Below are 25,763 nucleotides of genomic sequence, written 5' to 3'. Positions count from 1 at the left end.
GATCCCAATGAGGGTGTAGGCAGCCTGCTGCCGGCCGTATCGCGGGGACGCCTGCGGCTGCTGCGCAGGCTCGATTGCGCTGGCGGGCATTGGGTGTTTGCGCGAATGCAGCCAAATGCGTTGTGCGATCCGCCGGCCCGAGTCGCACCGGCAGCGCCAAGCGAGCGCAGCGATGCGTCCCGTGCCAGGGCACACGCCGCGCGATAGGGCCGGCGCGCAGCGCAGCCGTAGGCGTTCCTAAGGTAAGGCCGGCAGCAGGGACCACTCCGCGCTCTGGGCTCGTTCAACCATCATTCCAAGGCCCCTCCCACCGTCGCGCACCACCGCGGCAGGCAGTCCCGCTATATGAGGAAGCCAAGCCCCGTACGAAAACCCTGCGCACACTACGATAAGACATGCCGCCCGCAGGGCAGTAAACGCGCTTTTTGGTTACGTTTTGGCGCTCGGCCAAAAAGTGACCCGCCCAGCGGGGCGGAACCAGGCGGTCCAAAAGCCGACAGCATGTCACCACCAGCACCACCCCCTTTCCCATCCCCCCACCCCCCATAAGCTATATTTACGCCGTCCCCGTCACACCCAACCCCCAGGGACAAACAGAGACCCCAACCATGAGTTCCGGCCAGTTAATCGAAAAAATCGCCGCCGTCTTCGCGCTGATCGTGCTGATCGGCGGCTCGCTGCTGGTCCTGGCGCCGTTTACCACCGCGCTGCTGTGGGGCGCGATCCTGGCGTTCAGCTCCTGGCACCCCTACACCGTGCTGTCGCGCTGGCTCGGCAACCGCCGCGGCCTGGCCGCGCTGATCTGCGTGCTGCTGGCCACGGTGATCGTGCTGGGCCCGTTCGTCTATGCCGGCGCCAGCTTCTCCGCGCACCTGGACGACCTCGCCGCGCTGGTCGACCGCTATATGGAGCAGGGGCTGCCGCAGCTGCCGCTGTGGCTGAGCAGCCTGCCCTATGTCGGCAGCTACCTGCAAAACTCCTGGGACAGCCTGATCAATGCCGATTCCGAGATGGTCGCCAACCTGCGCAAGCTGATCGCGCCGGTCGGGCACGTGCTGCTGGGCGCGGGCCTGTCGATCGGGGCCGGGCTGGGGCAGCTGGCGCTGTCGATCATCCTGGCATTCTTCTTCTACACCGGCGGCGAGTTCGCCATTGCCTGGCTGCGCGCCGGCATGCGCCGCATCGCCGGCGAGCGCGCCGACCACCTGCTGGAACTGGCGGGCAGCACTGTCAAGGGCGTGGTCTATGGCGTGCTGGGCACCGCCTTCATCCAGGCCGTGCTGGCCGGCATCGGCCTGTGGATCGCGGGCGTGCCGGGCGCCGCCATCCTTGGCTTCGTGACCTTCTTCCTGTCGGTGGTGCCGGTCGGGCCGCCGCTGGTGTGGCTGCCGGCCGCGCTGTGGCTGTACCACACCGGCGCCACCGGCTGGGCCATCTTCCTGGTGGTGTGGGGCGTGGGCGTGGTCAGCATGGCCGACAACATCGTCAAGCCGCTGCTGATCAGCAAGGGCACCGGCATGCCGCTGATCTGGATCATGCTGGGCGTGCTCGGCGGCGCGCTGGCGTTCGGCTTCCTGGGCGTGTTCATCGGCCCGACCCTGCTGGCGGTGGCCTATGCCCTGCTGCGCGACTGGACCATCGGCTCGCAGGGCGAGCTGCAGCGCGACCTGCAGCAGGGCGCGGCGCTGGCATCCGCGCCGGCACCGGCCGCTGCGTCCGCCCCGGCATCGGCCCCGGCCGTGGTCGACAACCCCGATGTGCCGCCGGCCACCACCGGCAAGCGGTCCGGCTGATGGCGGCACACGACGTACCCCCGGCCCCGCCCGAGACCGCACTGCCTGACACCTCGCCGGCCGCGCTGCACCGGCTGGTGGCGTGCGAATACTGCGACGCCGTCTACGAGCGCACGCCGATCGCCCCGGGCGAGCGCGCGCTGTGCCTGCGCTGCGGCGGCCAGCTCTACCGCGAGAGCCGGCGCCACTACCACCGCCTGCTGCCGCTGGTGATCACCGCGCTGATCCTGTTCCTGATCTCCAACGCCTACCCCATCGTCGAGATGGACCTGAAAGGGGTGCGCACCCAGACCACGCTGCTGGGCGCGGTGCAGGCGCTGTATGCGGACCAGATGGCGCTGGTGGCGGCACTGGTGTTCGCCACCACCATCCTGTTTCCGCTGTCCGAGCTGCTGATGATGACTTACCTGCTGGTGCCGATGGCACAGCACCGCATGCCGGCCGGCTTCGACCGCATCGTGCGCGGCATCCGCCAGACCCGGCCGTGGGGCATGATCGAGGTCTTCATGATCGGCGTGCTGGTGACGCTGGTGAAGCTCTCGACCATGGCGCGCGTGCTGCCCGGCATTGCGCTGTGGTCGTTCGCCGCGCTGGTGATCGTGCTGGCGGCGATGCTGTCGTTCGATCCGCGCGACCTGTGGCGCCACCTGGAAACGCCCGACGACAAGGCCGCGGCGGCCGACCGGGAGCGCCGATGACGCAGCCGCAGCGACCGCCGCCGCGCGCCGGCCGCCTGGCCCGTCCGCGCCAGCTCGCGCGCGAGGTGGTGGCGGAACTGACCGACGACGACGAGAACACTCCGCTGCCGCAGGTGCCCACCGCCAGCCGGCTCGGGCTGGTGTCGTGCCATGCATGCGACCTGGTCAGCCCGCGCGCGCTGGAAGGCTCGCCCTGCCCGCGCTGCGGCGCCACCCTGCACCATCGCAAGCCCGACAGCCTGGCGCGCACCTGGGCCCTCCTGCTGGCCGCGTACATCCTCTATATTCCTGCCAACATGCTGCCGGTGATGGTGACCCAGTCCATCCTCGGCACGCAGCAGGACACCATCCTGTCGGGCGTGATCTACCTGTGGCTGTCCGGCTCGCACATGCTGGCCGTGCTGGTGCTGATCGCCAGCATCGTGGTGCCGCTGCTGAAGATGGTGATCCTGACCTTCCTGCTGCTGTCGGTGCATTTCCGCTCGAGCTGGCGGATCCGGCAGCAGACCCGGCTGTACGGCCTGGTGGAGGTGATCGGCCGCTGGTCGATGCTCGATATTTTCGTGGTGGCGCTGCTGGCCTCGCTGGTGCGGGCCGGGGCGCTGGCCACCATCATCCCCGGCGGCGGCGCGCTCGCCTTTGGCGCGGTCGTGGTACTGACCATGCTGGCCTCGCTCAGCTTCGATCCGCGCCTGCTGTGGGATTCGCTGGAACCTGACAATGCCCGACACTGACAACCAAGCCCCGGCGGGTGCCATGCCGCCCTCTCCGCCCTCTCCGCCTTCGCCACCCCCGTCCGGCCTGCCCCGGCCCGAACGGCGGCGCCGCGCGCGCTGGCTGCCCTCGCTGGTGTGGCTGATCCCGATCGTCGCCGCGGTGGTCGGAGTCTCGCTGCTGATACACACGCTGGCTTCGCGCGGGCCCGAAATCACCGTCAGCTTCCGCACCGCCGAAGGCCTGATCCCGGGCAAGACCGCGGTGCGCTACAAGGACGTCGACATCGGCCTGGTCAAGTCGGTGCGCCTGGCGCGCGACCGCTCGCACGTGGTGGCGTCGATCGACCTGACCAAGGACGCCGAGAACTTCGCCGTCGCCGACACCCGCTTCTGGGTGGTGCGCCCGCGCTTCGCCGCCAGTGGCGTGTCGGGGCTGGAGACGCTGCTGTCCGGTGCCTATATCGGCGTCGACGCGGGCAAGTCGAACGAATCCGCGCGCGACTTCAAGGGCCTGGAAGTGCCGCCGGTGGTGACCACCGACGCTTCCGGCAAGCAGTTCGTGCTGCGCGCGTCCGAGCTGGGCTCGCTCGACATCGGCTCGCCGGTCTACTACCGGCGCGTGCTGGTCGGGCAGGTGGTGGCCTACCAGCTCGACCCCAATGGTCGCGACATCACGCTGCGCGTGTTCGTCAACAAGCCCTATGACAAGCTGGTCACCGCCGACACGCGCTTCTGGCATGCCAGCGGGGTCGACCTGAAGCTCGATGCCGGCGGGCTCAAGCTGTCGACGCAATCGCTGGTAACGGTGCTGCTGGGCGGCGTCGCCTTCCAGGCCCCTGACCACACCACCGCCACCGACGCCGCCGCCGAGAACACCCAGTTCCTGCTGGCCGGCGACCAGGCCGAGGCGATGAAGGAGCCGGAAGAACTGGCGCCGACGCTGGCGGTGCTCAATTTCGACCAGTCCGTGCGCGGCTTGTCGCCGGGTGCGCCGGTGGACTTCCGCGGCGTGATAGTGGGCCAGGTACGCTCGATCGGCATCGAATTCCAGCGCGAGAAGCGTGCCTTCCGCATGCCGGTGGTGGTCGAGCTGTACCCGTCGCGCATGGGCTTCCGCGAACGCGACGTGGAAGACCGCGAGCGCGCGCGCAAGATCATCCAGGGGCTGATGCAGCGCGGCATGCGCGCGCAGCTGCGCACCGGCAACCTGCTCACCGGCCAGCTGTACGTGGCGCTCGACTTCTTCCCGAAGGCGGCGCCGGTCAAGGTCGACCTGGACGCGCCGATCCCGGAGTTCCCCACCACCCCCGGCGCCTTCGACCAGCTGCAGGCGCAGGTGGGCGACATCGTCAACCGCATCGACAAGGTGCCGTTCGACCAGATCGGCCAGGACCTGCGCACCACGGTGACGAGCCTGAACAAGACCCTGGCCACCGCCGACAAGCTGGTGCAGCAGCTCAACGGCGATGTCGCGCCGCAGGTGCTGGCCGCGCTGCAGGACGCGCGCAAGACCCTGACCGCGGCCAACGGCACGCTGGCGTCGGATGCGCCGCTGCAGCAGGATACGCGCCGCATGCTGCAGGAGCTGACGCGCACCGCCACGTCGCTGCGCACCCTGACCGATTACCTGGAACGCCACCCTGAAGCGCTGCTGCGCGGCAAGCCGGAGAAAGAATGATGAAGCGCCTTCCGCTCACGCTGGCCTGCGCCAGCTTCGCCGCGGCGGTACTGGCAGGCTGCGCCTCGCCCGAGCCGCGCTACTACACGTTGTCGCAAGGCCCCGCCGCGGTGGCGGCGCCAGCACCGGCAGCCGCACCGTCGACGGACACGCTGTGGCTGGAAGTGGCGCCGGTGCGCGTGCCGGAGCGCCTCAACCGGCCGCAACTGGTGGTGCGCGATGGCCAGAACGGTAGCGGCGATGCCGGCGTGCGGCTGCTGGACCTGTCGCGCTGGTCCGCGCCGCTGCCGGACGAGCTGCGCGATGCGCTGTCGCAGCGCCTGCAGGCCACGCTGGGCGCGGTCGACACCTACCAGCAGGGGCTGTCCGACGTGCAGCCGCTGTACCGCATCACCACCGAAGTGCTGCGCCTGGACGCCGACGTGGGCCAGCGTGCCGGCGCCACCATCAACTGGACCGTGCGCCGGCTGCCCGATGGCAAGGTGGTCAGCGGCAGGACCCAGGCCGAGCTGCCCGCGCCGGGCGCGGTCGACGGCGTGGTGGCGGCGTATCGCGAGATCGTCGCGAGCACCGCCAACGATATCGCGGCCGGCGTGCAGGCGCTGCGGCGCTAGCCGCCGCTGCGGAGGGCCGCGTCGAGGTCGTGCCGGGCCGCGGCCATGGCCGCCAGGCACTCGGCCGCTCCGCCCTGCACCAGCCGGACCGGACAAGCCAGCATCAGGTTCTTGCCCAGCCCGAAGTCCTCGACGGTAAAGCCGCGCGCATCCAGCGGCGTGCCGTCGGCATCGGTGGCCACCGTGACGCGCTCGCGCAGCGTGCCGGCATCGGCGCTGTAGGCCCACACGGGCTTGCCCAGCGCCACCGCGAAGCCGACTTCGAACGCCGTGCCGGAATCCGCCTCGCCCGGGCCGCGGAAGTCATCCAGGTTGGCCATCACCAGGTCGGCGCGCCGCAGCAGCGCGATATTGGCGTCATAGATCCAGCGTGCGGTGTCGGGCCCGGACAGTCCTTCGGGCGCGGACTGGTCGAGCGGATACAGGCCGGTGAAGCCGTGCGTCGCGCACAGCGCCTTGAGATGCTCGCCCCAGGCGCGCGCGTCCTTGCGGAACACGTCAAAGCCGGCGAGGTAGATGGTGGTCATGGCACGTGGAAGCAGCGTGGCGCGGCGCTTGGCCGCGAGGCTTGCAGCATAACCCGCCGCCCGGACATCGCACAGCTTGCGCGCCCACGCCCGGCCGGGCGCCGGCGCGGGGCCGGCCCTTGCGCTAACATTGCCGGTCACGCCTCGACCTCCTCCTCCCCATGCCCGCTCCCCAGATCCTCCAGGTCGGCCCGCTCGCGCCGCCGGCCAATGCCACCCTGCAACAACAGTACGGCGCCGCGGCGCTGTGGCAGCAGGCCGATCCGCTGGCCTGGGCGCGCAGCGAGGGGCAGCAGGTGCGCGTGGTGGTGACCTCGGCGCGCCACGGCTGCAGTGCCGCGCTGATCGATGCGCTGCCGAGGCTGGAAGCCATCATCAGCTTCGGCGTCGGCTATGACGCGATCGCGCTCGACGCAGCGCGTGCGCGCGGCATCCAGGTCAGCAACACGCCCGACGTGCTCAACGACTGCGTCGCCGACCTCGCCTTCGGGCTGCTGCTCGACGCGGCGCGCGGCATCGCCCATGGCGACCGCTTCGTGCGCGCCGGGCGCTGGCCGCAGGGCGGCTTCCCGCTGACCACGCGCGTCTCCGGCAAGAAGCTGGGCATCCTGGGCCTGGGCCGCATCGGCGAGATCGTCGCGCGACGCGCGCAGGGCTTCGACATGGAGATCGCCTACCACAACCGCCGCCCGCGCCCAGGCGCGCCGTGGCGCTTCGAAGCGGACCTGAAGGCGCTGGCAACGTGGGCCGACTTCCTGGTGGTCGCCACCGTCGGCGGGCCTTCGACCGCGGGGCTGGTCTCGCGCGAGATCCTCGATGCGCTCGGCCCGCGCGGCATCCTGGTCAACGTCTCGCGCGGCAGCGTGGTCGACGAGGCGGCGCTGGTCGCGGCGCTGGCCGAAGGCCGGCTCGGCGGCGCGGGGCTCGATGTGTTCCAGGACGAGCCCAACGTGCCACCGGCGCTGCTGGCGATGGACCATGTCGTGCTGGCGCCGCACATGGCCAGCGGCACGCACGAGACGCGCGCCGCCATGACCGCGCTGACGCTGCAGAACCTCGACGCCTTCCTGGCCGGCGGCAAGGTGCTGACGCCGGTGCTCTAGGGCACCAACCGGCAAGGACCGCGTGCCTATACTGGAGGCACCGGCTCAGCCCACCCTGCGGGCCGGCGTCAGGAGGCATCATGGCACGCAAGTTTATCGATTGCCGCGAGTATCCGAGCGACACCCACTGCACGGTCGCGCTGAGCGCCGACAGCGAGGACGAACTGCTCGAAGCCGCGGTCCAGCATGCGGTGGCGGTGCACCAGCATCAGGACACGCCTGAGCTGCGCAGCCAGCTGAGATCCATGTTCAAGGAAGGCACGCCGCCGGCCTGAAGCCGGCAGGGCTGGCGCCGGGCAGGCGCCAGCCGTTCCCTCGCCCGGGGTTCATTCGCAGCCCCTGATACCGCACTTATGCCGCTTTGAATACCCCTGACACCCGTCATGGCGCATCATTGACGCCTCGCTATATACAGACGTATATTGCGCCTGACAGTCCACCCCGCTCCGGCCTTGCCGCGCATGCCCATGCATGCCGGTGGCCGCTTCCCGAGGATTCCGATGCCTGCCTTCCGTTCCCGCCGCCGCGGGCTGCTGCTGGCCGCCGCCGCGATGCTGGCGCTGGCCGCCCCGCCTGCCTTCGCCGCCGACCTGGTGGTGTCCGCCGCAGCCAGCCTGACCAACGCCTTCAAAGCGCTGGCCGAGTCCTACGAGCGCGCCCACCCCGGCACGCACGTGGTGCTGAACTTCGGCGCCTCCGACGTGCTGATGCAGCAGATCGTCAGGGGCGCGCCGGCCGATGTGTTCGCCTCGGCCGACCAGGAGGCGATGAACAAGGCCGAGGCCGAAAAGGTGATCGCGCCGGCCTCGCGCCGCAACTTCGCCGCCAATCAGGTGGTGCTGATCGTGCCGGCCGACAGCAAGCTGGCAATCGCCTCGCTGCAGGACCTGACGCGCCCGGAAGTCCGGCGCATCGCCTACGGCAACCCGGCCTCGGTGCCGGTGGGCCGCTACACCCGCGGCGCGCTGGAAGCAGCCGGGCTGTGGGACGCGGTCGCCGCCAAGGGCGTGCCCGCGCAGAACGTGCGCCAGAGCCTGGACTACGTGGCGCGCGGCGAGGTCGAGGCCGGCTTCGTCTTTGCCACCGACGCCACCGTGATGCCCGACAAGGTCAAAGTGGCGGTGCGCGTGCCCAGCCGCACGCCGGTCACCTACCCGATCGCCGTCACCAGCCAGGCACGCCAGCCGAAGGAAGCCGGGCAGTTCGTCGACTATGTCGCCTCGCCGGAAGGCCAGGCCATCCTGTCGCGCTTCGGCTTCCACAAGCCCTGACGCCGCGGCGCGCACGCCATGGATGCCGTCTGGGTACCGCTGCTGCTGTCGCTGAAGGTGGCGGGCTGGGCCACCGCGCTGAACGCCGTGCTCGGCGTCGGCGCGGCCTGGGCGCTGGCGCGCTGGCGCTCGCCGCTGCGCGACGTGGTCGACGCGGTGCTGACGCTGCCGCTGGTGCTGCCGCCGACGGTGCTGGGCTATTACCTGCTGGTGCTGGTGGGGCGCCGTGGCGTGTTCGGCGAGTGGCTGGCGCGGCTCGGCATCGAGCTGGTCTTCACCTGGCAGGGCGCGGTGCTGGCGTCGACCATCGTCGCCTTCCCGCTGGTGCTGAAGTCCGCGCGCGCCGCCTTCGAAGGCGTCGACCACCAGCTGGAGAACGCCGCGCGCGTGCTGGGCGTGCCCGAAGCCGGCATCTTCTTTCGCGTCACGCTGCCGCTGGCGGCGCGCGGCATCATCGCCGGCGTGCTGCTGGCGTTTGCGCGCGCGCTGGGCGAATTCGGCGCCACGCTGATGATCGCGGGCAACCTGCCCGGGCGCACCCAGACCCTGTCGGTGGCCATCTATGAGGCGGTCCAGGCCGGCGACGACAACACCGCCAACCTGCTGGTGCTGGTCACCTCCGTCACCTGCGTGCTGCTGCTGGTGATTGCCGGACGCCTGGTGCCAGCGGCCGCGCGCCATCCCGCTGAACTCTACGAACGCCGGCGCCTGCGCCCGCGCGTCCGCTAACGTTAGGGCCACGCATATCGCCATGAGCATGCACGTCAGCATCCGCAAGCAGATGGTCTCGGCCGACCGCCACTTCGGGCTCGATATCGAATTCGATTCGGCCAGCCGGCGCATTGCGCTGTTCGGCCCTTCGGGCGCCGGCAAGAGCCTGACGCTGCGCGCCATCGCCGGGCTGCTGACGCCGGACAGCGGCCGCATCGTGCTCAACGGCCGCACCCTGTTCGACGCCGACGCCGGCATCGACGTGCGTCCGCAGGAGCGCCGCGTGGCCTACCTGTTCCAGGAATATGCGCTGTTCCCGCACCTGACCGTGGGCCAGAACATCGGCTTCGGCCTGGCGCGCGGCTGGCGCAATCCGCGCCGCGGCGCCGCGCATCCGCAGGCGCAGCGCTGGATCGATGCCTTCGGCCTGGCCGACATCGCCGGCAACTACCCGGCGGAGATCTCCGGCGGCCAGAAGCAGCGCGTGGCGCTGGCGCGCGCGCTGGTGGCGCAGCCCGACATCGTCCTGCTCGATGAACCGTTCTCGGCGCTGGATCCCGCGCTGCGCGCGCGCATGCGGGCGGAGCTGCGCACGCTGCAGGCCAGCCTGGACGTGCCGATGCTGGTGATCTCGCACGACCCGGCCGATGTCGAGGCGCTGGGCGACCACGTGCTCGAAATCCGCGAAGGCCGCATCTTCGGCAGCGGCACCAGCCGCCACCACCCGCCGGTCTACGCGCCGGTGCCGGCGCGCGTGGCCTGAGCCGCGCGCAGCAGGTCCACGTACGCGCCTTCGATCAAGGCGGACGCGGGAACGCCCAGGCGGGCCAGCAGGGCGTGGGCCTCGGCCACGCCGTCAGCCACGCTTTCCGCATCGGCCAGCACCACTTCGAGCTCCAGGAAATCGCCGAGCGCCTCGACCCGGTCCAGGTGCACGCGCGTGCGTCCCGCCAGGTACAGCGTGCGCAGCTTGCGCACGCGCCCGCCCTCACCGTGCGCGGCGGCCAAGGCGGCGCGCAGCGTGCCGGGCGATGGCGTCGGCGACAGGATGTAGAAGCTCTCCTTCGGCCCAGCCTCGTCGGCGCGCGCGTAGAAGATCAGTTCGCCGCGGTCCGGCGCGAACTCGCGCAGCTTGAGCCGCCCGTTGGCGCAGCGGAAGAAGGTATCGTCCTGGCAGATGTATTCGGGTCCGTGGTCGGCCAGTGCGGCGGCGCGCGGCAACAGCGCCTCGACGCTGTCTATGCGCGCCTTGATCTCGACGTTTCTTGGCATCCGTGCTCCTTCCGTTCAACCGATCAGCAAACGCGCGGCAATCACCCACATGGTGATGCCGATCACCACCTCCAGCACCTGCCATGCCCGCGGCCGCGCAAACACCGGCCGCAGCAGCGCCGCGCCATAGCCCAGCGCGAAGAAGAACAGGAACGAGGCAGTCATGGCGCCTGCGGCGAATTCGCGCGCGTGGCCCGCGAACTGGGTCGACACCGAACCGATCAGCGTCACCGTGTCGAGATACACATGCGGATTGAGCCAGGTGAAGGCCAGGCACACGGCCAGCGTCGGCGCCAGCGGCCGCGGCGCGGCATCGCTGGGATCCAGCACCGCGTTCGAGCGCCACGCCGCGATGAAGCTGCGCGCGCCATACCAGGCGAGGAAGGCCGCGCCGCCATAGCGCATGGCCTCGCCCAGCCAGGGCAACGCGCGGATCATCACGGCAAAGCCGGACACGCCCAGCAGGATCAGCAGCGCATCCGACAGCGCGCACACCAGGCAGACCCAGAACACGTGCTCGCGCCGCAGGCCCTGCCGCAGCACGAAGGCATTCTGGGAACCGATGGCAAGAATCAGGGAAAGACCGAGGGAAAAGCCAGCCAGCGCGGCGTGCATTGCGAGGGAAACGACATGCTTTGGGGGCGGCTATTATTGCACGCCCCGGAACTCATCCCATTACGCCGAGGATCACGCTCGAGGCCTTGAAGATCGCCACCGCGGCCACGCCGGCCTGCAGCCCCAGCGCCTCGACGCTGCCGTTGGTGACGATCGCGGCCACCGTGCCGCCGCCGTCGAGTTCGATCACCACCTCGGCGTTCACAGCGCCGGGCATCACCCGCGCCACCACGCCCGCCAGCTGGTTGCGCGCCGACAGCCGCAGCCCCGGGTCGGGCAGCCCCACCAGCACCGACGATGCCTTGATCAGCGCAAACGCCTCGACGCCTTCGGCAAGTTCCAGGGTCTCGACGCTCTCGTGCGTGATGGTGGCGACGATGCGCTGCCCGCCGGGCAGCTCCAGCACCACCTCGTCGTTGACCGCGCCGCCCTTGACGCTGGCCACGCGCCCGAACAGCTTGTTGCGCGCACTGGTCTTGATCATCATTCGCCTCATCAGGTGGATATCGTCGGCCGCGCCCTCGCCCAGCCGCGACAGCTGCGCGACAAAGCGCCGGTGCTCGTCCTCGAGCGCGCGATAGGTGCGGATCAGCTGTTCGCCGCGCGCGGTCAGGCGCGTGCCGCCGCCGCCCTTGCCGCCCGCGGCGCGCACCACCAGCGGCTCGCCGGCGCTGTTGTTCATCGCGTCGATGGCGTCCCACGCCGCCTTGTAGCTGATGCCGACGGCGCGCGCGGCGGCCGTGATCGAGCCGTGCGCGCCGATGGCGGCGAGCAGCGCGATGCGGTCCTTGCCGCCCCAGTCCTGCGAGCCGGAGCGGAACCAGATGGCTCCCTGGAGTTCAAGCATTGGGGGTCGGGCGCCGCTGGCCGGCACCGCAATGAAGTCGGTAACGCGGTTATGGTAATCCGATTTCGGGATCCGCCCCGCCAGCGAGCCGGTGATTCAGCCGGCCAGGTAGTGCGCGCGCAGCTGCGCGACGTCGACCTGCAGCGCGTCGCGCAGGTAGTTGCCGACGCTGCCCCAGCCCGCGTCGATGGCCTGCATCGACGCCTCGAGATAGCTGGCCCGGACTTCCAGCAGCGGCATCATCACCGCGGCATCGATGCCGAGCCCGCCCATCTGCGCCAGCGCGGCCGCATTGAACTGCGCGTTGCGCTGGTTCGATTCCAGGTAGTTGGCCAGGATGTCGTCCTGGCCGACACCCAGCGCGGCCAGCAACAGCAGCGCGGCGAAGCCGGTGCGGTCCTTGCCCGCGGTGCAGTGGAACAGCAGCGTCTGGCCGCCCTGCACGGTCTGCATGAAGCCGGCGAAGGCAGCGCGGTAGCGCACCGGGAAATCGCGGTACACCTCGAGCATGAAGGCATCCATCTGCGCCGGCGTGCTGGCGCGCAGCCGCGGCATCAGCACATCCATCGCCATGCTGCCTTCCAGCACCGGCACCGCCTGCCAGCGGAAGCGCTGGCCGAAGGCCGCTTCGCCCGGCGACTTCTCGCCGGGCGAGCGGAAGTCCACCACCATGTCGAGCCCGAGCGCCTGCAGCCGCTCCAGGTCGGCATCGCTCGCCAGCGCCGGGTTGCCGCTGCGGAAGAGCCGGCCGTGGCGCACGCGGCGTCCTTGCGCGCCCACCAGTCCGCCCAGGTCGCGCGCGTTGCTGATGCGCTCGAATACCAGGTCCGGCACCTCCGGCATGTGCGGCACGGCGCCGCTCGCCGCCGGTGTTGGCGGCATGGCCGCGAAGGCATGCGGGCATGCCGCGCGTTGAAGCCACTTGAGCATTGTTCTTTCCAGTTTGTCGTTGCCGGGGCGCGCCGGTGCCGGTGCGTCGCTTCAGCGCTCGCGGTACGCCGGCACGTGCCAGCGCAGGTGGCAGCCGGCGATATAGCGCCGGTCCAGCCGCGCCACCAGCTTCCAGACCGTCAGCGCGCCGGCGTCGATATCGACCCAGGCCCAGGGATGCCTGGGGTCGCCTTCCTGCACCAGTTCCACCGAACGGATCTTCGCATACCGCGCCAGCGCCTTGCGCAGCGCCGCCGGGTCCAGCCCGGCCTTGAGACCGCGTACTAAAACCTTCATGGTCGGCTCCAATTATTTCAGATCACTCCGGCTCGTGTCTCGCGGAACCCGGCACGGCGCCGGTATCGGATCATGCGGACTGCCGCGCAGGCCTTGTGTGGCGAGCCTCTCACTGGTATGACGCGCGCGGCGGCCGGGGAATCCGGCGATCTGCCATCGCCTTGATCTTGCGCATGACGGGCCTAACTATCCCGCCTCGGTCCTCGACATCGCCCGCTGCGCGCCGGAAAATTTCAATCAGGTCGAACTACAAGGAATGTCGGCAATGCCAGAACTTCCCGCCTCCCAGCCGCCTGCCCCTGATACCCCCGCCGTGGCCGCGCCAGCAGCCACCCCAGCACCCGCAGCCACACCCAGGCCGACCCTGCACTGGGGCCTGTTCGCAGCCGCCGCCGCGCTGCTCGCGGTGCTGGCGATCCCGCAGCCCGACGGGCTCACCATTGCCGGCCAGCGCATGCTGGCGATCCTGGCGTTCGCCATCGTGGTATGGATCACCGAGGCGGTGTCGTACGAGGCCAGCGCCATCATGATCACCTCGCTGATGGCCGGGCTGATCGGCTTTGCGCCGACCGTGAACGACCCCTCGGTGCAATACGGGACCTCGAAGGCGCTCGGCATGGCGCTGGCCGGGTTCTCCAATACCGCGCTGGCGCTGGTCGCGGCGGCGCTGTTCATTTCCGCGGCGATGACGGTGACCGGGCTCGACCGGCGCATCGCACTGGTGACGCTGTCGGCAATCGGCACCAGCACGCGCCGCATCCTGATCGGCACCATCGCCGTCACCATCGCGCTGAGCCTGGTGGTGCCCAGCGCCACCGCGCGCAGCGCCTGCGTGGTGCCGATCATGATGGGCGTGATCGCCGCGTTCGGGGTCGACAAGAAATCCAATATCGCCGCCGGCATCATGATTACGGTGGCGCAGGCCACCAGCATCTGGAACGTCGGCATCCAGACCGCCGCCGCGCAGAACCTGCTGACGGTCGGCTTCATGGACAAGCTGCTGGGCGAGCGCGTCACCTGGCTGCAATGGCTGATCGCGGGCGCGCCGTGGGCAGTGGCGATGTCGGTGGTGCTCTATGTGCTGGTGCGCTGGTTGCTGCCGGCCGAGACCGAGGCCATTCCCGGCGGCAAGGAGGCGGTGCAGCGCGAACTGTCCGCGCTCGGCCCGATGAGCGGCGCGCAGAAGCGGCTGGCCGCGGTGTCGCTGGGCCTGCTGCTGTTCTGGGCCACCGAGGGCAAGCTGCACAGCTTCGACACCGCCACCGTGACCTTCGTCGGGCTGGTGATCCTGATGCTGCCGCGCATCGGCGTGATGGACTGGAAGACCATGCAGCAGCGCACGCCTTGGGGCACGCTGATCGTGTTCGGGGTCGGCATCAGCCTGGGCACCGCGCTGCTGTCGACCCAGGCCGGGCAGTGGCTGGGCCAGTTCGTGGTCACGCATTCGGGGCTGGCGGCGCATGGCGCGCTGCTGGTGTTTGCGATCCTGTCGGCCTTCCTGATCCTGATCCACCTGGGCTTTGCCAGCGCCACCGCGCTGACCGCGGCGCTGCTGCCGATCCTGATCTCGGTGCTGCAGACCCTGCCCGGCGACATCAACCGCGTCGGCATCACCATGCTGCTGGGCTTTACCGTCAGCTTCGGCTTTATCCTGCCGATCAACGCGCCGCAGAACATGGTGTGCCTGGGCACCGAGACCTTCAACGGCCGCCAGTTCGCGCGCATCGGCATCCCGGTCACGATCATCGGCTACGCCATGATGCTGCTGTTCGCCGCGACCTACTGGCGCTGGCTGGGCTGGGTATAAGTAAATCCGCAAACCCGCGGGCTCGCGCGGGGCGCGCGGCGGCTGGCACAATACGCGCCATGAAAAGCCTCTGCTCCGCCCTGCTCAAGCTGCTATTGCTCGCCGCGATCGGCGGCGCGCTGCTGGCCGCCATCGCCCTCCTCGCCGCCAACCGGCAGCTGCCCTCGCTCGACGCGCTCACCGCCTTCCGCGAGACGCCGGACTACGTGCCCATCGGCAAGATGCCGCGCGCGCTGACCGAGGCGGTGGTGGCGATCGAGGACGAACGCTTCTACCTGCATGACGGCATCGACTACGTCGGCGTGATCCGCGCGGGCGTCGCCAACCTGTCGGACGAGCTGTCGCAGGGGGCGTCGACCATCACCATGCAGGTCGCGCGCAATTTCTACCTGTCGCGGGAAAAGACCTACACGCGCAAGCTGTATGAGGTGCTGCTGTCGTACCGGATCGAAAAGGCCCTCAGCAAGGATGAGATCCTCGAGCTGTACCTGAACAAGATCTACCTTGGACAGGGCGCGTATGGCTTTGCCGATGCCGCGCGGACCTACTTCGGCAAGCGGCTGGACCAGCTGACGCTGGCTGAGTGCGCGATGCTGGCGGGCCTGCCGAAGGCGCCTTCGGCGAACAACCCGGTGGCGAATCCGCGGCGGGCGCGGCAGCGGCAGGTTTATATCCTGCAGCGGATGCTGGAGCTGGGGCGGATTTCGCGGGGAGAGTATGACGGGGCGTTGCTGGAGCCGTTGCGGTTGAAATGATGGCGTGTGATAACGCTGGCAGAGAGTATGCCGCTTTTGGAAAAGTATCAGAGCCCCGCCACCATCCGTCGAATGGAAGGCACGCCGTCAATCTCGAAAGCGCAGCGGGCAGCGGACTGCCAAACGCTGCCGAGGCTGCCACGACACAACAGGCCAGCGGGCCAGTCGTCGCGCATTGACCTGGGCCCAACGACGCTGCAGTCCGGCGCTTCACGCGCGCCGGCAAGGCGGGACGCAGCCGACAGGCGCTTGAGCGAAAGCTGGATACGATCGCGCCAGCCGGGCCGGTGGCGATCCCAGAGCGCGTCGACTGCCGCGGCCAGGCTGGTTCGGTCCGCCTGGCGCGTGTGGTCGTGCACGAGCTGCGCCAGCTCGGTAAGCCATTGTGCGGGCGCGGCCAGGATATGGCCGGCCCATTGGGCACTGGCGGTCTGCCAGACCACCAGCGGATAGCGGCGACCAACCCGGTCGTGCGATGCGGCAACGACACCGAGCAGGTAACTGCTCTCGCACGGGAACTGCAGGCCGCCCGGCCGCAGAATGAAAAGGCAGGGTTCAGACGGGCGCAACCGGCAATGGCCTGACAGGCTGGGCGGGGTCAGGTGCAGCCAGTGCCGGACCTGGCCGCCCGGGGCCTGCGGCGCGGCCCTCGCCGGGAAATCGTCATTCCGGCAATCGAACCAGCTGCGCCATACCTGGACCTGGTCCAGCGGGGCATTGTGCCGGACAAAATCCCCCAGCCCGGGCAACTTGCCGAAAATCGACGGCGCCGTGATCACCCGGATCTCCCGGGACACTGGAAGCCCTGCAGCAGCCCGGTGGTCCAGGGGTTGGCGAGGCTGCCGGTATTGATGTCGAGCTTCGCCTTGCGGCCGTCGAAGTCATACTCGGCCATGAAGTGGCTGGCGGTAGCCGAACCGGCGAGTCTGCCCCTGGCAATCACCCGCATCAGCGCCCACGGGCCATTGGCGGTCAGCGTTGAAGTATCAGGGCGAATGCGGGGGCTGGCAGTGATTTCGGCGCCTTGCCCGCCTCGGGGGCCCGGCCATGTCACCTTGAGCGGGACAACCGGCCCGTGCACGTAACGCTGGTTCTGCCCGTCAAAATCCAGGTTCAGCTCGACGATTTCGGGATCGAGCTCCACGACCTTCAGGTCGACCCGCCAAGCCATCTTCTTCGCCCCGGGATCCCGAAAGAAGACTTCCCGGATCTCCCTGGCACGCTGGAAAGGCACCAGGCTGGGGCCGGCCACGGGTGGCACGTCGGGCGCGGCCAGTTTGTAGCGCCACGGCGAGATGGTGGTATCGACGTGCGGCGCCAATACCTTCTGGAAGAAATCGTCCAGCACACCGCCTGCGCCGAAGACCCGGGCAAAGTCCTCCGGGTCCACGTCCTGCATCGATGTCGGCGTGAACGGATACTTGCCATCGATGGCACTGCGGCAGCTCTCGCCGATAACGGCGTCCATCTGCGCGATCAGGATATCGCCCACGCCCTTGTTGACATCCCTGGCCCCCTGCACCACCAGGTCGGCCAGCACCGCGTTGAAGGGTGCGGGCAGCTTGGCCGCCTCCATGCGCAGCTGCTCCCCCGCGTCCGCCGGCGGCGGCAGGTTCCGGGTGTTGAGCGCATTGTTGGCGACGACCAGGCTGGTGTAGTAAGCGTTGACCATGCCGGCAATTCCATCCAGTTGCGGCTTGCCGGCGGTAGCGCGCGCGTCCTGCGCCGACAGGTCAGCCTGGCCGGTCACCACTTCGCGCAGCACGGCGAAGCGGTTGTCGACCAGTTCACGTTCCTGGCGAGCCTCGGCGCGCACGCTCAATGCACTGACCTTGCCGGTCTTCTTGTCCAACGCGGACAGCGCCTTCTCCGCAAGCGACTTGTCTTCGGGGTCAACCTGGCGGCTGAGCGTGATCTCCTGAACCGCCGCCCTGCCGAGCCGTGCAAGCGGGGAATCCGGCGCGGCAAAATTGCGCAGGATTTCCAGATCAAACGCCAGGTTATTGCCCGTTACCGTCCGGATGTCACCGAGGAACTTTTCCCAATGTCGAGCATATTCATTCAGGTAGAGACGGCGGATCTCGCGCGTGAGCGGATCGTTGCCGGCAAGCCCGCCCACGGCACTGTCAACCGTTTTTTTTTGAGCCCCGCGCCCCTCTGCACGCCCCATCACCCATGCATCCATGGCCTGGGCCCTGGCGACGAACTCTGGCAGGCGGGCATTAAACACGTCATGGTAGCCGGCGTAGGTGAAAAGGCCCGGGATGCCGCGCTCCAGCGGCTCACCGCTGGCGCGGGTGAAGACCGTGCCGGCCTGGGGACCGACCGCGCGCACCAGCGTGAAATCCTGTGGCGCCTCCTCGGTCATGGCCGCCTTGGCACGGTCGTACACACGCTCCGTCGAGGTGTTGCCATCCAGGAAGTCGCGCGCCGAACGGATCAGCGCCTCGTTCCTGGCGTACGGTGACTGCACCGGACGCTCGCCGTCCAGCAGGCTGTCCAGGTGCTCCAGTACGGCCACCCTGCCACCAAAGGCGTCCGCCCCGCTTCCCGTGGCCCAATCGCTCTGCACCCAGCTACGCACGTCGGACGCATTGAACTTGTCCGCGTCGTGCAGCATCAGGTAGACCCGCAGGGTATCGTAGGTCGCCTTGGCGTCGCGCTGGCTGACCGCAGCCGACAGCACCGACTCGACCCGGCGCACCAGGTACGGCACCAGCAGATTGTCCTGCAGCCTGGCATGGGTCATGGTGGCGGCGCCCAGCACCGGCGGCACGCTGTATAGGCCATAACGCCAGTCGGCCGACGGATCAGCCAGGTTCAGGCCGGCATAGCCAGGCAGGTCGCGCGCGGCCGCCAGCACTTCGGGCATCGCATCCGGTGCCGGCTTCTTGTAGAAGGACGTCACGGTCGCTGCCAGTGCCTTGGCTTTCTCCTGCACCAGGTCCAGATAGCTGCGGTTATGGCCAAAGCTGGCATACAGCGCCCCGGCCAGCCACAGGAAGACCACCAGCGCCAGCACATGCCCGAGCAGCCGCAACAGGCGGAAGCGGAATTCCCAGCGCAGGTTTGGCTTCACCAGGTGGGCTTCGGGCACGATGATGCGCTTGAAGACGTCCTGCAGGAAGTAGCTGCGGTTGCCGGTGGCCTGGTCCGTGGCCGCGCCGGCAGCGTCGGTGTCGGACGGCCCGATGCCACGCACCTGCCTGATGACGGTGCCGGCATCCGCTACCGCTGCCGCGCCGGTCTGCGCAGCGCTGGTGAAGTACACGCCCCGCAGCATGGCGCTGCGCTCGGTGTCGTCGTACCGCGAGTCCAGGAATATCTGCTCCAGCATCGCGACCAGCGGCTCCGTTACGCTCGCAAGCTCATCACTCAGGGCGTAGAGTGCCTTGCGCCGGCTCAGATCAAACTCCTCATACAGCCGGCCGTCCAGCCCCGCCTCCAACCGCGTCACCAGAGATCGCATCTCCTCACGGCACAGCGCGCAAGCATCAACGGCGGGCTGTCCCCGCCGCCGCTTCGCCATGGCTGGCAAGGTGAAGCCCCAAGGCTGGGCCCGTCCCTCGCTGGTCAGGTACTGGAAGTAATCGGCGAAGCCCGCAAGCTGGTCGAGCTTGGTCACCAGCACGTAGATGGGAAACTGGATGCCCAACTCGTCGCGCAGTTCGGCCAGGCGTGCGCGGATGCTTGCCGCTTCGACCACCCGCTGCTCGTTGGAGTGTCGAAGCAGGTCCTGCACGCTGATCGTCACCAGCGCGCCATTGATCGGGGCCCTGGCGCGGTACTTGCGAAGCAGGCCAAGGAAGCCCCTCCATTCAGCCGGGTCGGTCGCCGAACCCGACTCCTGCGCGGTATAGCGGCCGGCCGTGTCGATCAGCACCGCCTCATTGGTGAACCACCAGTCCGTCTGCTCGGTACCATGCCGCGCGCGCGCCGCCGCACTCATCTGCTCGGCGATGGGGAACTGCAGCCCGGCGTTCAGCAACGCTGTCGTCTTGCCGGCTCCCGGCACGCCGACCATCATGTACCAGGGCAGCTCGTAGAGATAGCGTCGGCCCTCGAAGAGGCGAGCAACCCTGCCGCCGGTGCGCATGCTCTTGAGTTGCCGCAGCGCAGTCTGGACCGCCGCGTTCAGCCGGGCAATTTCCTCCTTGGCCACGACTTCCTGGCGCTTGCTGCCAAAGTTCAACAAACTCTCGACAAAGGTCTTGTCCGTGCGCGCACGCTGCCAAAGCAGGAACAACAGGTATGCGGCAAATACAAAGACAATGGCCGCGATCAGCAGAATACGGACGGAAACCGGTTCCAGCGGATGCATGGCGCCAATGGCCAGTAACGAACCTGCATGCCAGATCAGGAGGCACAGGGCAGCAGCCCCGATGGTGGAGATAGGCCAGCCAAGCAGCCAGAACAGCGCCAGCGCTAGCAACAGCACGATGAGCGCTGCGCGCGCTCCGGTGCCCGCCAGCGGATGCATGCCATTGAAGCCGAGCAGCGGACCGATAAACCAGATGGCTGCCGCGACCACGAGCACGGTAATGAGGGCCAGTGTCTGCCGGGAGAACAGCACTGCGCCAATGCGTTTCAGAAATTCCATGCCTGACCCCGGTTACTGCGTGACTACGATCTCGACCCGGCGATTCCTTGCCCGGCCGACTGGCGCCTTGTTATCGGCAAGCGGCTGCGAATCGCCCTTGCCAATCGCTTCGAGCCGGTTCTTTGCGACGCCCTTGCTCGCCAGGTACTCTGCCACGGTTGCCGCGCGCTCTTCCGACAGCGCCTGGTTCGAGGGGTACTTCGCCGTCTTGATGGGAACGTTGTCGCTGTGCCCGATCACCGTCACCTTGCCGCTTACCTTGCTGATCTCTGCCGCAACCTTGTCCAGCACCGGCAGGATCTTGTCGCTGACGTCCGCGCGGCCGCCGCCGAACATGTCATCCCCGCGGAACGTGATGGCGCTGCGCGTCGCATCCTCCTGCACGCTGACGACCCCACGCGCGATCTCGTCCTTGAGCAACCCGGCAAGGCGCAGCGCCTTGGGCGGTTCCGGTGGCGTTGCCTTGCCAATGGCGAGGATCTGCTGTTCGAGGTCGTGGGTGCGGAACAACAGCTGGTACTTGTACCAGGCGAGCAGGCCAAAGACTGCCAGTGCCAGCACCGACACCGTGACCCACACCGGAACCGTACGCAGCAGCCTCAGCCGCCCCGCGTCCGCGCCCCGCCAGTGCGGCGACAGGTCCCGCGGCACGCTTTCACGCGTTCCGCTGATCAAGTGCAGCAAGCGTTGCCGGATCGCGTCGAGTTGACGGTGACCATCAGCGTGGCCGGCATACCGGCCAAGAAAGCCGAGTGAAAGGATGTGATAGATCAACTCGATGACATCGATGTTTTCCGACTGGGTGTTCAGCAGCCGTCCCAGCAACTGGAACACCTTCTCGCCGCCGTCGTTCTCGCCGTGCAGCTGGATCAGCAAGCTATTGTTCGCCCAGGTATGGCGTCCCCAGGACATGCCGTTGGCAGCTTCATCCAGTGCTGTGCACAGGCAGTACTGCGCAGCCAGAACGTGCTCGCGCCGAATATTGGCGCGATCGCAGACCGACTGGAAATCCTTCGCTTCCCGCACCAGGATGCGCTTCAACGCAGCCACCTCGTCTTGTCGCAGCGACGCCGGCATATCGGCCAGAGCCCGCAATAGCGGCCGTGCCGCGGCGAGCAACGGATTTGCCTTGCTGCGGATCTCATCAACCCGCTGCTCAACAGCCCTTCGGGCGCCGTCCGGATTGACCACCCCCGCCGCGGCGCGCGGGCTTGCACGATCTCGCGTTCTGGCATGCGGGGCTGCCTGCTGTTCCAGCGGCAGCTCACTCGACACAAGTGGCTGGCTCATTGCCGCACTCCCCACAGTTCCATGCGCAATTCAGGGAAGGTCCCCGCGACGTGCAACGCCAGCCCGCCGAACTGTGCCACCTGATCCCAGAGGGGATGCTGCTGCGACAGCTCAAAATAGACATGGCCAGCATTGAACGGGATCTGACGGGGCGGCACCGGCAAGGGCTGCAACGGAATGCCAGGAAGATGGGAGCGAACCAGTTCCGCCAGCCGCCCGGATGGCCCCACCTTGGTCTGGGCCGGGAACTGCTGCTGCAACAGATCCGCGGGAATCTGCGCAGTGACTGCCAGCACAAAGGTCGGGAAGCGGCCGATCTCGCTCGGATCCAGCACTGCCAGCCGAATCCCGTGAGACTGCTCCGTGATGTCAATCCGCTGCGCGGCGCGCTCCAGCACCACATTGAGCAGCAAGCGCAGATCGTCTACCAATGGCTTCAGGCAAAGATGCGGCGCATCGTGCCGATAGGCCGCATGCCCCGCCGGACGACGGGTCTGGGTGCGCACGAACGTCGACAGTTCCCCGGACAACGCCGCCAGGTGCATGTACAACACCTCTGGCGACGCGGCCTTGGCATGCAGCAGGTGGGTCAGAATCGGCTCATACCGGTTCAGCAATTGGAGAATCAGGTATTCCGATACCTCGGCGGCATCCCCGCCCCGCATTGAGGCAGCAGACAGACGCTCCGCCATCGCATCGGCCCTGAGATGCACGAGACCGTGGATCTCCGTAAGCCACGTCTGAAGCAATGCGCTGGCGGTGTAGACATTGACCGGCGGAATCAGTGCTGCGTCCAGTCGCGCACTGCCATCGGCGCGAATTTCCGCCACGCTTGTCAACGGTAGGCCGAGCCAGGATTCAGAAAGTTCTTTCTCTGGCAATAGCCGAAGACGCAAGTCTGCCAACTGCACCAGCTTCGGTCCCTGCGCGATCGAATTGGCATCCAGCAACTCGTGCTCAAAGGCACGGTAACGCGCCAGGGAGTCCGTGGCATCGCCGAAGTTCATCTCTTCCGCGTTTGGCGTGCGAATCGGCACCGCAAGATAGATGGTCTGATTCAGGTGCTCGGGCAGCAGCGCAAGTGGTGCCGGCACTGCCGTATGAGCAGGGGCATCAAAGGGCGTGCCGTCCTGGAAGATCCCGGCGGCGCTTGCTACCACCAGCTTGCCGAGCGAGAGCGCTTCGGCATCGATCGAGAATTGGTGAAAGCCCCAGAAGAACGGGCTGAGCGCGGCGCTACGCTTGTGTGCGTAGTGTTCCAGATAGCGCTCCTGTTGCTGAAAGAGTTGCGGGCGCAGGAACAGGCCCTCGCTCCAGACGACCTTGTTGTACCAGCTCATGGATTCAATCAGGTTTGGAAATGGTAGTGGTCTGCTGGTCCAACGAGACTTGCAGCTTGACCTTGCGTGCCGGCATTGCCATGCGATACCACGCAGCTTCAGGGGCTGGCGGCAGTTTGTAGACGGATCTCCAGGTGGCTTTGCCCAGCTCCCGGTACCCGACCAGGAAGCCGATGGCCTGCGTATCCGCATTCAGCTTGCGCTCGATCTCACGCGACTCGCCGGGACGAAGGATGAACTCGTCGCGTGCCAACAGATCCTGCATCAGCAGTGTCTTGTCCGCGGTTTCCAGCGAGTGGTAGTCCGCATTTTCAAAGGCGCTGGCGGTCTTGAGTTCATAGACGCGAACCAGGACTGGAGATGGCCTGCCCTTGTCGTCGGGGTTGACGGTGTCTTTGGCGGTTACGGCCAGGTCCAGCTTCATCTGCTCTCGCTGCGCGGGCGCGCTGGAACATGCCGAGCCGAGGGCCGATGCCGCGACCAGGCCAAGCAGCAACACGGTTCTCGCCGTCCTGTGCCCTGTCGAAAACGCCTTGCGATTCATGAGCCCACCCGCGCCGACACCGAGCCAGTCAACACCGCACCGCATTCCGTCATATCACCGCTGGCCGCACCCGGCACGCCATCAACCTTGTACAGGCCCCTTACCTGCGAAATTCGGTTTATCCCGTGCAAGGGACAACTGACGGCATCCCCCATGCGTGCGATGGGGCGGCCATTGATCTTGTGGCTGGGCGAGCCAGCCAGAACGAAGCCACCATGCGTGTGGCCATCGCCAATCACAACAATGGAATCTGCCATTGATTTCTTTGCTCCCAGGTAATGGACGTAATGACCGCAATGGCAGGCGCGAACTTCGCCTGCGCCGTAATCACTTGCATGACGCAATCATCTTCCCGGCGGAGGTCTGGCTTGCCGCATCAAAGAAGGATTGCAGGCCCCGATGGTTTTGTGGTGGCCCGGCCAGCCGAACAAGACCATCGCACTCACTCTCTTTCGGTGCGCTGTCCTTATCCACGCACGCGCCGATCGCCTTGGAAAACCTATCCTCCCCACGGTCCACTCCGAGCTCGACATATGCTCCGTGGACCGCCGCACGCAGCGCTGGATAGGTCTGGGCGCAGCCTTCGATAATGGCAATCATGGTGGCCATCGCCATCGCTTGTTGCATCGCTGCCTGGCTTTGCAGTTCAGTCAGTTGACCAGGCGTGATATCTGCCCTGGCAAGAGCAGACAGCAGGCAGGTAGTCGCAGCAACAACGACCGTAGTGAGCCGAATGGGATTCATCATGGCAGGCGCTTCTCCTTGTTGGTGGCCTTTGGCACGAGTGTTCATTTGATTGACCACGACTTTCATCTGCTTAACGCGCGGCCGTCTGCTTGCCGAACCACGGGTAATAGGCAGTGGTCCTGCCCCGCGCCCGCGGCCATTCCTTGGGCGGTTCGTGCTTGGTCCAGCCTGGCGGCGGCGCCACCAGCACCGTCCATGCATCGCTGGGATCCGCCACGCTGGTGACGACTGCGCTATGCCCGGTCTGGTCCGCGTACGCGACCGCATAGGCAATGTTCAGCCCCGCGCTGGCCGCGCGAGCCGGGCCCACCATATGTTCCGAGACGCTGCGGAAGTTTTTCAACTGGTCTAGGTCCGGCCACTGCTGATGCACCGCCGCGCGCAGCGGCGCGAGTGCCGTAGTCACATTGGGCGCACGCCGGTCCATGTCGTGGTACACCCGGTCAACCGGATGGTCCTGCGGTGCTTGCGCTTGCACGGCTTGCAATAGGCCTTGCCACGCGCCGCCAGGGACAGCTGCCTTCGCTCCGATGCCGCCCTCGTGCTGCCGCGGGGTGTACAACGCCGCCAGCGGCGCATAGCCCCAATCCGCGCTGGGATGGCCCAGGATCAGCAGCACCGAGTTTTCATTGGTCTGCTCGCCCTTCGGGTAGTTGGGGGCGTCCATGGTGTACACCCACACCGTCTTCTTCGGGTTGGCGTTCAGGTAGGCAATCGCCGCCTGAAGGTCATAGAAGCCCACCGTTTCCACACCAGCCATCACCGTGACATTGGCCAGCTTTGGTTCGGGGAAGATCTTCAGGCTCATCGCCTCGGCGGCGCTATAGATCTCCATGAAGAACAGCCGGCGTGCGGCATTGAGGGTGAAGGTGGGCAGGCCAATCACTATGTCTGGACCGTGAGCCAGGCCTCGTTGCGTACTTCCGCGATCGCTATAGACCTTCACAAATAAGTCATTCATGCGCACTTCGGCGTGTTCCTCGTTTTCCGCCAATATTGAAGGGGCTGGCATACCAAGTCGAGCATGCTTCGCCAATCTGTCGAGACCATTCCTGTATCGATTGGACTCTTTGATATAGGTCGGTGTATTGATCCACGCCTGCGGCATGCCGGCGAACACCCGGATGTCGGCAAAGTCCGGCCGTCGCGTGCCATTCCGGATGGAATAGAAGTAATTCGCGTTGGCCGCGGTGTGGTAGCCCAGTGAATAAAGCGGCTCCTTGATCAGGTCTTCCAGCGCCTCCCAGTAGACCGGATTGGGATTGTCATCCTTCCAGACCGGGTTGACACCTTGCACGAGCAGCCCCGGCGCGTCGCCGAGCTTCAGATGCGGACTGTCCGTATCGGACGGATTGCGATCGGCCAGTCCCTGCGCCCACAACAGGTTCCAATGGGTGGGGTAGTCCTTCCACATCAGCGGATTCATCCACTGCACGCCCAGTACATACGCGGCCGGCGCGTTGGGACCACTCGCGGGTGTGCGCGCAGACAGTGGATACGGCGACGGATCTCGGTGATAGTTGGACATAGGCTTTCCCGATGAGCAGGCCGACAGGAGCACGGCGATGGCGACTCCGGCCACGACGATGGCAAGACGATTGATGGGTA

General features: G+C 67.5%; 26 protein-coding genes. 12 read left to right on the top strand and 14 right to left on the bottom strand.

Translation table 11 applies throughout. The annotated features are described in order from the left end of the window. The first annotated feature begins 608 nt into the window (after positions 1 to 608). The 5 genes from CBM2588_RS04585 to CBM2588_RS04565 are packed head-to-tail and all read left to right on the top strand — an operon-like array spanning position 609 to position 5,499. Complete coding sequence (locus CBM2588_RS04585) at positions 609 to 1,793, top strand: AI-2E family transporter (protein WP_115679560.1); 1,185 nt, start codon at positions 609 to 611, stop codon at positions 1,791 to 1,793. After that, complete coding sequence (locus tag CBM2588_RS04580) at positions 1,793 to 2,491, top strand: paraquat-inducible protein A (protein WP_115679559.1); 699 nt, start codon at positions 1,793 to 1,795, stop codon at positions 2,489 to 2,491. The genes CBM2588_RS04585 and CBM2588_RS04580 overlap by 1 nt, the downstream gene beginning before the upstream one ends. Further along, complete coding sequence (locus CBM2588_RS04575; protein ID WP_115679557.1) at positions 2,488 to 3,225, top strand: paraquat-inducible protein A; 738 nt, start codon at positions 2,488 to 2,490, stop codon at positions 3,223 to 3,225. The genes CBM2588_RS04580 and CBM2588_RS04575 overlap by 4 nt, the downstream gene beginning before the upstream one ends. Continuing rightward, complete coding sequence (locus CBM2588_RS04570; RefSeq protein WP_115679556.1) at positions 3,212 to 4,885, top strand: PqiB family protein; 1,674 nt, start codon at positions 3,212 to 3,214, stop codon at positions 4,883 to 4,885. Before CBM2588_RS04575 ends, CBM2588_RS04570 begins: the two co-directional genes overlap by 14 nt. After that, entirely contained in the window at positions 4,882 to 5,499 is a 618-nt protein-coding gene (locus tag CBM2588_RS04565) for a PqiC family protein (RefSeq protein ID WP_115679555.1), read from the top strand. Before CBM2588_RS04570 ends, CBM2588_RS04565 begins: the two co-directional genes overlap by 4 nt. On the opposite strand, the gene CBM2588_RS04560 is transcribed toward CBM2588_RS04565, so the two are convergent. Then, the gene (locus CBM2588_RS04560) at positions 5,496 to 6,026 is read right to left on the bottom strand and encodes a nucleoside 2-deoxyribosyltransferase (protein WP_115681388.1); all 531 of its coding nucleotides are present in this window, start codon (positions 6,024 to 6,026) and stop codon (positions 5,496 to 5,498) included. The two genes, CBM2588_RS04565 and CBM2588_RS04560, sit on opposite strands and share 4 nt — an antisense overlap. 161 nt (positions 6,027 to 6,187) lie before the next feature. On the opposite strand from CBM2588_RS04560, the gene CBM2588_RS04555 reads away from it, so the two are divergent. The 5 genes from CBM2588_RS04555 (at position 6,188) to CBM2588_RS04535 (ending at position 9,874) form a co-directional block, all read left to right on the top strand. After that, positions 6,188 to 7,129 carry a 2-hydroxyacid dehydrogenase gene (locus CBM2588_RS04555; RefSeq protein WP_115679554.1) on the top strand — a complete coding sequence of 314 codons (942 nt, stop codon included), beginning with the start codon at positions 6,188 to 6,190 and terminating at the stop codon, positions 7,127 to 7,129. 80 nt (positions 7,130 to 7,209) lie between these two features. Continuing rightward, positions 7,210 to 7,404, top strand: coding sequence for a DUF1059 domain-containing protein (locus tag CBM2588_RS04550; protein ID WP_115679553.1), 195 nt, complete (start codon positions 7,210 to 7,212; stop codon positions 7,402 to 7,404). Between the two features lie 225 nt (positions 7,405 to 7,629). Beyond that, positions 7,630 to 8,400: a molybdate ABC transporter substrate-binding protein gene (modA, locus tag CBM2588_RS04545; RefSeq protein ID WP_115679552.1), complete on the top strand. Its 771-nt coding sequence runs from the start codon at positions 7,630 to 7,632 to the stop codon at positions 8,398 to 8,400. Positions 8,401 to 8,418: 18 nt separating this feature from the next. Then, the gene (gene modB / locus CBM2588_RS04540; protein WP_115679551.1) at positions 8,419 to 9,129 is read left to right on the top strand and encodes a molybdate ABC transporter permease subunit; all 711 of its coding nucleotides are present in this window, start codon (positions 8,419 to 8,421) and stop codon (positions 9,127 to 9,129) included. Positions 9,130 to 9,151: 22 nt separating this feature from the next. Next, the gene (locus CBM2588_RS04535) at positions 9,152 to 9,874 is read left to right on the top strand and encodes a sulfate/molybdate ABC transporter ATP-binding protein (protein ID WP_115679550.1); all 723 of its coding nucleotides are present in this window, start codon (positions 9,152 to 9,154) and stop codon (positions 9,872 to 9,874) included. On the opposite strand, the gene CBM2588_RS04530 is transcribed toward CBM2588_RS04535, so the two are convergent. From CBM2588_RS04530 to CBM2588_RS04510, 5 genes are all read right to left on the bottom strand, one after another. Next, complete coding sequence (locus tag CBM2588_RS04530; protein ID WP_115679549.1) at positions 9,844 to 10,383, bottom strand: class IV adenylate cyclase; 540 nt, start codon at positions 10,381 to 10,383, stop codon at positions 9,844 to 9,846. The two genes, CBM2588_RS04535 and CBM2588_RS04530, sit on opposite strands and share 31 nt — an antisense overlap. A gap of 15 nt (positions 10,384 to 10,398) precedes the next feature. Further along, positions 10,399 to 10,998, bottom strand: a complete 600-nt coding sequence (locus CBM2588_RS04525; RefSeq protein ID WP_115679548.1) for a LysE/ArgO family amino acid transporter — start codon at positions 10,996 to 10,998, stop codon at positions 10,399 to 10,401. A gap of 52 nt (positions 10,999 to 11,050) precedes the next feature. After that, positions 11,051 to 11,845: a TOBE domain-containing protein gene (locus CBM2588_RS04520; RefSeq protein WP_115679547.1), complete on the bottom strand. Its 795-nt coding sequence runs from the start codon at positions 11,843 to 11,845 to the stop codon at positions 11,051 to 11,053. 96 nt (positions 11,846 to 11,941) lie between these two features. After that, positions 11,942 to 12,775, bottom strand: a complete 834-nt coding sequence (locus tag CBM2588_RS04515; RefSeq protein WP_115679546.1) for a tyrosine-protein phosphatase — start codon at positions 12,773 to 12,775, stop codon at positions 11,942 to 11,944. Between the two features lie 51 nt (positions 12,776 to 12,826). Continuing rightward, positions 12,827 to 13,072 carry an RNA-binding protein gene (locus CBM2588_RS04510; RefSeq protein WP_115679545.1) on the bottom strand — a complete coding sequence of 82 codons (246 nt, stop codon included), beginning with the start codon at positions 13,070 to 13,072 and terminating at the stop codon, positions 12,827 to 12,829. Between the two features lie 265 nt (positions 13,073 to 13,337). Between CBM2588_RS04510 and CBM2588_RS04505 the strand changes: the two genes are divergently transcribed. Next, a complete protein-coding gene (locus CBM2588_RS04505) occupies positions 13,338 to 14,879 on the top strand; it encodes a DASS family sodium-coupled anion symporter (RefSeq protein WP_115679544.1) in 1,542 nt (513 codons plus the stop codon). 59 nt (positions 14,880 to 14,938) lie between these two features. Beyond that, positions 14,939 to 15,634 carry a transglycosylase domain-containing protein gene (locus CBM2588_RS04500; protein WP_115679543.1) on the top strand — a complete coding sequence of 232 codons (696 nt, stop codon included), beginning with the start codon at positions 14,939 to 14,941 and terminating at the stop codon, positions 15,632 to 15,634. Positions 15,635 to 15,681: 47 nt separating this feature from the next. Here CBM2588_RS04500 and CBM2588_RS04495 read toward each other — a convergent pair whose 3' ends face one another. From CBM2588_RS04495 to CBM2588_RS04460, 8 genes are all read right to left on the bottom strand, one after another. Further along, the gene (locus CBM2588_RS04495; protein WP_115679542.1) at positions 15,682 to 16,431 is read right to left on the bottom strand and encodes a TagF domain-containing protein; all 750 of its coding nucleotides are present in this window, start codon (positions 16,429 to 16,431) and stop codon (positions 15,682 to 15,684) included. Continuing rightward, entirely contained in the window at positions 16,410 to 20,234 is a 3,825-nt protein-coding gene (gene tssM, locus CBM2588_RS04490; RefSeq protein ID WP_115679541.1) for a type VI secretion system membrane subunit TssM, read from the bottom strand. Before tssM ends, CBM2588_RS04495 begins: the two co-directional genes overlap by 22 nt. 12 nt (positions 20,235 to 20,246) lie before the next feature. Next, on the bottom strand, positions 20,247 to 21,524 hold the full coding sequence (tssL, locus tag CBM2588_RS04485; RefSeq protein WP_115679540.1) for a type VI secretion system protein TssL, long form: 1,278 nt from the start codon (positions 21,522 to 21,524) through the stop codon (positions 20,247 to 20,249). Continuing rightward, entirely contained in the window at positions 21,521 to 22,864 is a 1,344-nt protein-coding gene (tssK, locus tag CBM2588_RS04480) for a type VI secretion system baseplate subunit TssK (protein ID WP_115679539.1), read from the bottom strand. The genes tssL and tssK overlap by 4 nt, the downstream gene beginning before the upstream one ends. Positions 22,865 to 22,868: 4 nt before the next feature. Further along, entirely contained in the window at positions 22,869 to 23,408 is a 540-nt protein-coding gene (gene tssJ, locus CBM2588_RS04475; RefSeq protein WP_115679538.1) for a type VI secretion system lipoprotein TssJ, read from the bottom strand. Further along, the gene (locus CBM2588_RS04470) at positions 23,405 to 23,665 is read right to left on the bottom strand and encodes a PAAR domain-containing protein (protein WP_115679537.1); all 261 of its coding nucleotides are present in this window, start codon (positions 23,663 to 23,665) and stop codon (positions 23,405 to 23,407) included. The genes tssJ and CBM2588_RS04470 overlap by 4 nt, the downstream gene beginning before the upstream one ends. A gap of 70 nt (positions 23,666 to 23,735) precedes the next feature. Next, positions 23,736 to 24,221, bottom strand: a complete 486-nt coding sequence (locus tag CBM2588_RS04465; protein ID WP_147298394.1) for a hypothetical protein — start codon at positions 24,219 to 24,221, stop codon at positions 23,736 to 23,738. A 4-nt stretch (positions 24,222 to 24,225) separates the two neighbouring features. After that, positions 24,226 to 25,683: a hypothetical protein gene (locus CBM2588_RS04460; protein ID WP_115679535.1), complete on the bottom strand. Its 1,458-nt coding sequence runs from the start codon at positions 25,681 to 25,683 to the stop codon at positions 24,226 to 24,228. Between the last annotated feature and the right edge of the window lie 80 nt (positions 25,684 to 25,763).

The sequence above is a fragment of the Cupriavidus taiwanensis genome (genome assembly GCF_900250075.1).
Classification (GTDB): Bacteria; Pseudomonadota; Gammaproteobacteria; order Burkholderiales; family Burkholderiaceae; genus Cupriavidus; species Cupriavidus taiwanensis_C.
The sequence above is the reverse complement of the archived record's forward strand: the minus strand, read 5'-3'. Positions and strand labels throughout refer to the sequence as shown.